10 protein-coding genes are annotated in these 5,714 nt (G+C 65.3%); 3 read left to right on the top strand and 7 right to left on the bottom strand.

Features of this window, described 5'->3' with window-relative positions; genetic code table 11:
* The coding region (locus VZ95_RS16475) for a transglycosylase domain-containing protein (protein WP_269747122.1) at positions 1–1,058 on the top strand (1,058 nt) is incomplete at its 5' end.
* Here the strand turns inward: VZ95_RS16475 and VZ95_RS27400 are convergent.
* Genes VZ95_RS27400 through VZ95_RS27390 form a run of 7 tightly spaced genes read right to left on the bottom strand, consistent with a single transcriptional unit; the run spans position 1,055 to position 4,190 of the window.
* A complete protein-coding gene (locus VZ95_RS27400) occupies positions 1,055–1,330 on the bottom strand; it encodes a GNAT family N-acetyltransferase (RefSeq protein WP_232302713.1) in 276 nt (91 codons plus the stop codon). The genes VZ95_RS16475 and VZ95_RS27400 overlap by 4 nt on opposite strands.
* Entirely contained in the window at positions 1,305–1,559 is a 255-nt protein-coding gene (locus VZ95_RS27395; protein ID WP_232302712.1) for a GNAT family N-acetyltransferase, read from the bottom strand. Before VZ95_RS27395 ends, VZ95_RS27400 begins: the two co-directional genes overlap by 26 nt.
* A gap of 8 nt (positions 1,560–1,567) precedes the next feature.
* Positions 1,568–2,755 (bottom strand): CCA tRNA nucleotidyltransferase, encoded by a 1,188-nt coding sequence (locus VZ95_RS16465; protein WP_045776822.1) that lies wholly within the window; start codon positions 2,753–2,755, stop codon positions 1,568–1,570.
* On the bottom strand, positions 2,755–3,030 hold the full coding sequence (locus tag VZ95_RS16460; RefSeq protein ID WP_045776821.1) for a DUF6111 family protein: 276 nt from the start codon (positions 3,028–3,030) through the stop codon (positions 2,755–2,757). The genes VZ95_RS16465 and VZ95_RS16460 overlap by 1 nt, the downstream gene beginning before the upstream one ends.
* Positions 3,027–3,656, bottom strand: a complete 630-nt coding sequence (locus VZ95_RS16455; RefSeq protein ID WP_232302711.1) for a CoA pyrophosphatase — start codon at positions 3,654–3,656, stop codon at positions 3,027–3,029. The genes VZ95_RS16460 and VZ95_RS16455 overlap by 4 nt, the downstream gene beginning before the upstream one ends.
* Positions 3,657–3,678: 22 nt before the next feature.
* Positions 3,679–4,053 carry a DUF1285 domain-containing protein gene (locus tag VZ95_RS16450; protein ID WP_052711865.1) on the bottom strand — a complete coding sequence of 125 codons (375 nt, stop codon included), beginning with the start codon at positions 4,051–4,053 and terminating at the stop codon, positions 3,679–3,681.
* Complete coding sequence (locus tag VZ95_RS27390; RefSeq protein WP_156995352.1) at positions 4,050–4,190, bottom strand: hypothetical protein; 141 nt, start codon at positions 4,188–4,190, stop codon at positions 4,050–4,052. The genes VZ95_RS16450 and VZ95_RS27390 overlap by 4 nt, the downstream gene beginning before the upstream one ends.
* Positions 4,191–4,300: 110 nt before the next feature.
* On the opposite strand from VZ95_RS27390, the gene VZ95_RS16445 reads away from it, so the two are divergent.
* Both VZ95_RS16445 and VZ95_RS16440 read left to right on the top strand, forming a co-directional pair.
* A complete protein-coding gene (locus tag VZ95_RS16445) occupies positions 4,301–5,305 on the top strand; it encodes an AAA family ATPase (RefSeq protein ID WP_084627861.1) in 1,005 nt (334 codons plus the stop codon).
* 70 nt (positions 5,306–5,375) lie between these two features.
* Positions 5,376–5,714, top strand: a 339-nt coding sequence (locus VZ95_RS16440; RefSeq protein ID WP_156995351.1) for a DUF58 domain-containing protein, incomplete at its 3' end; no start/stop codon positions are given.

Below are 5,714 nucleotides of genomic sequence, written 5' to 3'. Positions count from 1 at the left end.
GCGCGCCGATTTCATCTCCCAAGCCGCCGCGACGGCCGCGATTGCCAGCGGCGCGCCGATGCTGGGCCAGATCGCCGCCCCCGCGCCCCGGACGGCATTTCGCCGATTGGGTGATGGAGGAATTGGGCGATATCGTGCCGATTGATCGCGATTTGGTGGTGCAAACCACGCTCGATCCGGCGTTGCAGCGCCAAACCGAGGAAAAGCTGGCGGCGATGTTGGCCCAGGAGGGGAGCGACCGGAAAATCGGCGAGGGCGCGGCGGTGATTCTCGATCCCGATGGCGCGATTCGGGCGCTGGTCGGCGGCCGCGATTACCGCCGCTCCCAGTTCAACCGCGCGCTCGCGCCGCGCCAGCCCGGCTCCAGCTTCAAACCCTTCGTGTTTCTGGCGGCGATGGAAGCGGGCTGGACCGCCGAGAGCCGCGTCGAGGATTCGCCCTTACGCATCGGTTCCTGGACACCGGAGAATTACGACCGCCGCTTTCGCGGCTCGGTGAGCTTGTCGCAGGCCCTCGCCGAATCGCTGAATATACCGACCGTGCGGCTGGCGCAGGATGTTGGTATTAAAAAAGTCATTTCGCTTGCGCACCGATTAGGCATTCGCGCAAAACTCCCGGCTAATTTGGCCGTGGCCTTGGGAGCGGGCGAGGTGACTTTGCTCGACCTCACCGGCGCCTATGCCGCGCTCGCCAATGGCGGCAAGGCCGCGTGGCCCTATGGTATTCTCAGCATCCGCGACCGGGCGGGGGCGTTGCTGTGGCAGGGTGCGCCTTTGGGCGATACGGTGATCGATCCCGCGATTGCCGAGAGCATGCGGGCGATGCTGCGCGGCGTTATCACCCACGGCACCGGTAAAGCCGCTGGGGTCGTTGGCGAGGGGGCGGTGGGCAAATCCGGAACAACCTCCGACTATCGCGATGCCTGGTTCGTCGGGTGGGACAGCACCCAGGGCCGCGTCGCCGGGGTTTGGCTTGGTAATGACGACAATAGCCCGATGGCGCGCGTCACCGGCGGCGACGTTCCGGCGAAACTCTGGGCGTGGCTAATGCTGGATTAAGCGATTTCGCGCACCATAAAAGTCGCGGTTGCGCCGTAGCTCGCCAGTTTTTCGGCAATCGCTGGTGTTCGATAGGGCGTAAAGCCGAAGCGGGACCAGTAGCGCGGCGTTTCATAAACAGCAGTGAGGGCGAGGCGAGGCGCTGCGATCTGCCCGGCCAAATCCTGCAAATAGCCGACGAGCGCCTCACCTAAGCGCGCGCCACGCGTTTCGGGCAGCAGGGCGACATCGTGTAAATACAGGCAGTCATTTTTGTTCCGGTAATGCAACAAGAAGCGAATCCAAAGGCGGGGGCAGCAGGTGCCAGGGATGGGCGACGGCATAGCCGATCAATTCACCCGCCCGTTCGGCGACGCGCGATCCTGGCGGAAACAGTCGAAGCCGCTCGGTACAGACCATCGGGTCTTCGGGATAGGCCTCATGCACCCTATCGGCGATGGCGTTCACCTGGGGCAGATCGTCGGGGCGCATCGCGCGCCAGGAAGCGGGGGCAGGCGTCATCGTCGGGCTCACTCAGGCGGCAGGATTTCGGCGAGATAGGCGAGGGTTTCGGCGCGGTTGGCCCGGCAGCCGCCGCTTTCCCACCAGCGTTCGGCTTCGCTCAGAAGCTTGCCCATCACCGGCCCCGGCGCAACCCCCAGCGCCTGCACATCGGCCCCGCCGATGGGGAAGGCGGGCAGGGGGATTTCCAGCAGCGGCAACCACGGCAGCCGGTCGGGATTCCCGCGCGCCGCCCGCACCAAAATCCCGGTTTTCAGTGGCTCCGGCCCCCAGCGGCGCAGCAACCCATAGGGGTATGAAAGCTCAGTTTCGGCCATTTGTTGCGCAATCGAAAGGAAGTGAAGCTCTTCCTTGCTCCAGCGCAAGCGCCCGGCATAGCCGGGAAGCCCCGCGCCTTCGGGCAACAGCGCCAACAGCCGCGCCGCCCATCCGGGGGCGGCGGGCAGGGCGGCGAGGATCGGCCCGGCATCGGCGCGCGCTTCGGGCAGAATCCGGCGCAGAATGCCGCTTTGCTGCATCGCCTCCAGGCTGGCGCGCGGATCGGTGCAGGCGAGCAGTTTTTTTAGTTCGGACCAGATTCGTTCGGCGGAAAGACGGTCCAACCCCGGCGCACACTCGGCTAAAATCGCTAAAAGCCCCGGATCGGGCGGCACGCGGCCATAGCGGGCTTGGAAGCGGAAATAGCGCAGGATGCGCAGGTAATCTTCCGCAATCCGCGCGCGGGCATCGCCGATGAAGCGCAAATGGCCCGCCTGAAGATCGGGCAAGCCGCCGACGGGGTCATAGACCCGGCCCGCGCCATCGGCATAAAGCGCATTCAGGGTAAAATCGCGTCGGGCGGCGTCGTCAAGCCATTGTTCGGTAAACGCAACGATTGCATGCCGCCCATCGGTGGCGACATCCCGGCGCAAGGTGGTGACTTCGAAGGGCTTGCCGCCGCTGACCAGGGTGATCGTGCCGTGCTCAAGGCCTGTGGGAATGGCTTTCAGCCCCGCCGCCCTGGCCCGCGCCATCACTGTTTCGGGCGGCAGCGGCGTTGCAAGATCGATATCGTGCACCGGCAGGCCCAGCAGTGCATCGCGCACCGCCCCGCCGACAAAGCGGGCCTCGCCTTGCAATGCCCTTAGAACGGCTTGCGTCTTCGCCCCCTGCCACCAGTCGGCGGGGGGAAGGAGAAGACCCGGCGCGGCCCCCATTACTTCATTGTACCGGGCACGATGCGGCCATTTTCCACATGGGGCGGGGCATAGCTTCCCAGCGTGCCTTGCCCGCGCTGCAAGCTCAGCCCGCCGAGCACGAGAATAACCAGCCCGATCCCCACGATACCGAGCCACACGACCGGCGGGCCTTTAAGGTCGGGCATCGGCTCGCCGCGCGCAACCGCTTGCCGCCGCCGCAACCAGCCCCAGACGGCATAGACGATAAAGGGCAGCAGCAGCGGCACGACGAAGGTGAGGAGAAGACGGATCATGCGCCACTCAATACCCGGCTGAAGTTCACCAACATTCCAGCAGTTGCTCCCCAAATATAACGGTCCCGATAGGGCAGCACGTAGAAATAGCGCCGCCCGAAGGGGGTGTCGCGGAAATGCTTCTGGTGATTGCGCGGATCGAGAATAAACCCCAGCGGCACTTCGAAAATATCCGCTACCTCGAATGGGTCAGGCGTGAAGCGCGCCGTGGGCGACACTAGTCCAACGATGGGGGTAACGGCATAGCCCGTGACCGTGCGGTAGAGATCGAGCCGCCCGAGCAGATCGACGGCGGCGGGATCGAGCCCCACTTCTTCTTGCGCCTCGCGCAGGGCGGCGGCCTCCGGGCTTTCGTCATCGGCCTCAATGCGCCCGCCGGGGAAACTGATCTGCCCAGCGTGATCGTGCAAATGGTCGGTGCGGCGGGTCAACAGAACCGTGGAGCCGCTGGCGTGGGTAAGGATCGGCACCAGAACCGCCGCTGGGCGCGGCGGGGTCGGGGCATCGGGCAGCACGAGGGGCGGCAGACCGCTTAAGGCGTGATCGCCGTGCTCGCCTAAACTCCGATGCGCTTGCAGCCGCGCCCGAATCTCGGCTTCCGAAATTGCCTGTTCCACGTCCTGCACGTTTACGCTCCCAACCCTCATTTTAATCCAGGGGGAAGAAGCGGCCTGCGCTCCATACCCCCGTTCGGCCCGCCGCGTCGATCACGGCCAGATCGACCAGATGATAAAAGACACTGCGAACCAAGCGAGCCTCCAGCCCCGGTTTCACTAAGATATAGGGTTGCGGCCCCTCTATGTCAGCGCCCTGCTGCACCCAAAGCGGATGATTGGCGTCCAGTGTCACGATTTCGTCAAGATTGGTGCGGAAACTCAAAACTTGGGCATCCCCCGCACCTTGGGCCGAAAGCTCGACGGCGAGGAAGGGCACGTCTTCAACCTCAATCCGGCCGCGCTCCACTGGCGTCACCAGCCAATACTCGTCGCCCACCCGGCGCAGAACCGAAGCGAAGAGCTTCACCAAGGGCATCCGCCGATGGGGGAGCCCTGATAGGTCCAAGTGCCGTCGCGCCGAATGGCGATGCTGAAATCGCCGCAGATCGGGTCGAGGGCGGGGAATGCGGTTTGGGGCTGGAGGGGCGGGGCCTTTTCGGTCATGCTGAATCTCTCGGGACGGATTGCGTCGCTTGACGGGGTTAATCCCCACATCATCTTGGGTTTAAGGCCGGTCGTTTAAGACTGCGTCGGTATGAAGAAGGAGGTTTAGCGTGAGCGTCCTCGCCCCCCCAACAGATGCGGCCCGTTTGGCCGATGATATTGCCGACGCCGGGCAAACGCTCGCAAAAACCCGCGCCGCCCTGGGCAGGGTGATTTTCGGGCAAGATCGGGTGATCGAAGAAACCCTGGTCACGCTGCTGGCGGGCGGTCACGGCCTGCTGGTTGGCATGCCGGGGCTCGCGAAAACCAAGCTCGTCACCGCGCTCGCCACCGTCTTGGGGCTCACCGACCGCCGCGTGCAGTTTACCCCCGATCTGATGCCCGCCGATATTTTGGGCTCCGAAGTGCTGGAAGACGGGGCCGATGGCCGACGGGCGTTCCGCTTCATCGAAGGGCCGATTTTCTGCCAACTACTGATGGCCGATGAAATCAACCGTGCCAGCCCGCGCACGCAGTCGGCGCTGTTGCAGGCGATGCAGGAACGCAGCGTGTCGGTGGCGGGTCATTTGCGCGCGCTGCCCGCGCCGTTCCATGTGTTCGCTACGCAAAACCCGGTGGAGCAGGAGGGCACCTATCCGCTGCCCGAAGCCCAGCTCGACCGTTTTCTGCTGAACATCGCCGTCGATTATCCGGATTGGGACGCGGAACGAACGATGTTGCTGGCGACCACAGGCGTTGCCGAACCGCCGACGGATAAGGTCTTGCAGGAAGGCGAGCTATTGCGCTTGCAAGCGCTGGTGCGCGTTCTGCCGGTCGGCGATTCAGTGGTCGATGGCGTCTTGCGCCTCGTGCGCGCCGGGCGGCCCGAAAGTAGCGCGATCGAGTTGGTGCGTGATTCGGTGGCTTGGGGACCGGGGCCGCGCGCCAGTCAGGCGCTGCTCTTGGCTGCCCGTGCCCGCGCCTTGCTGCAAGGCCGTCTGTCGCCCTCGCTGGACGATGTGGCGGCGCTCGCCCCGCCGGTGCTACGGCATCGCTTGGCGCTGAGTTTCGCCGCGCGCGCCGATGGGGTGACGGTCGCCGATGTTATCGCCCGTTTGATCGAAGAATTGGGCTAGGGGCACGGATGGCGACCGGCGCAGCCTCAGTCTTACCCGCCAACAGGCCGCGCTCGACGCCGCGCGGGGGTTGCCGCCGTTGTTGGTGGCGGCCCTGCGTGTGGCCGCCACAGTCGCGCCGGGGGTGCATGGTCGCCGCCGCGTCGGCACGGGCGATAGTTTTTGGCAGTTCCGCCCCTATGCGACCGGCGATTCCATCAGCCGGATCGATTGGCGGCAGTCGGGGAAATCCGACGCGCTGTTTATCCGCGATCAGGAGTGGGAGGCGGCGCAAAGCCTGTGGCTGTGGCGCGACGCCTCGCCCTCGATGCGCTATCACTCGGGGGCGGCGTTGCCGTCGAAGCGGGACCGGGCGGAGGTTCTGACCCTGGCGCTCGCGAGCCTGCTGTTGCGCGCGGGCGAGCGGGTG

It is taken from the genome of Elstera litoralis (assembly GCF_000963705.1).
GTDB classification, from domain to species: domain Bacteria; phylum Pseudomonadota; class Alphaproteobacteria; order Elsterales; family Elsteraceae; genus Elstera; species Elstera litoralis.
The sequence above is the reverse complement of the archived record's forward strand: the minus strand, read 5'-3'. Positions and strand labels throughout refer to the sequence as shown.

Coding starts and splice junctions, on each gene's coding strand:
- VZ95_RS27395 (WP_232302712.1), bottom strand. CDS start 1,559: ATGACGCCTGCCCCCGCTTCCTGGCGCGCGATGCGCCCCGACGATCTG.
- VZ95_RS16465 (WP_045776822.1), bottom strand. CDS start 2,755: ATGGGGGCCGCGCCGGGTCTTCTCCTTCCCCCCGCCGACTGGTGGCAG.
- VZ95_RS16460 (WP_045776821.1), bottom strand. CDS start 3,030: ATGATCCGTCTTCTCCTCACCTTCGTCGTGCCGCTGCTGCTGCCCTTT.
- VZ95_RS27390 (WP_156995352.1), bottom strand. CDS start 4,190: ATGACCGAAAAGGCCCCGCCCCTCCAGCCCCAAACCGCATTCCCCGCC.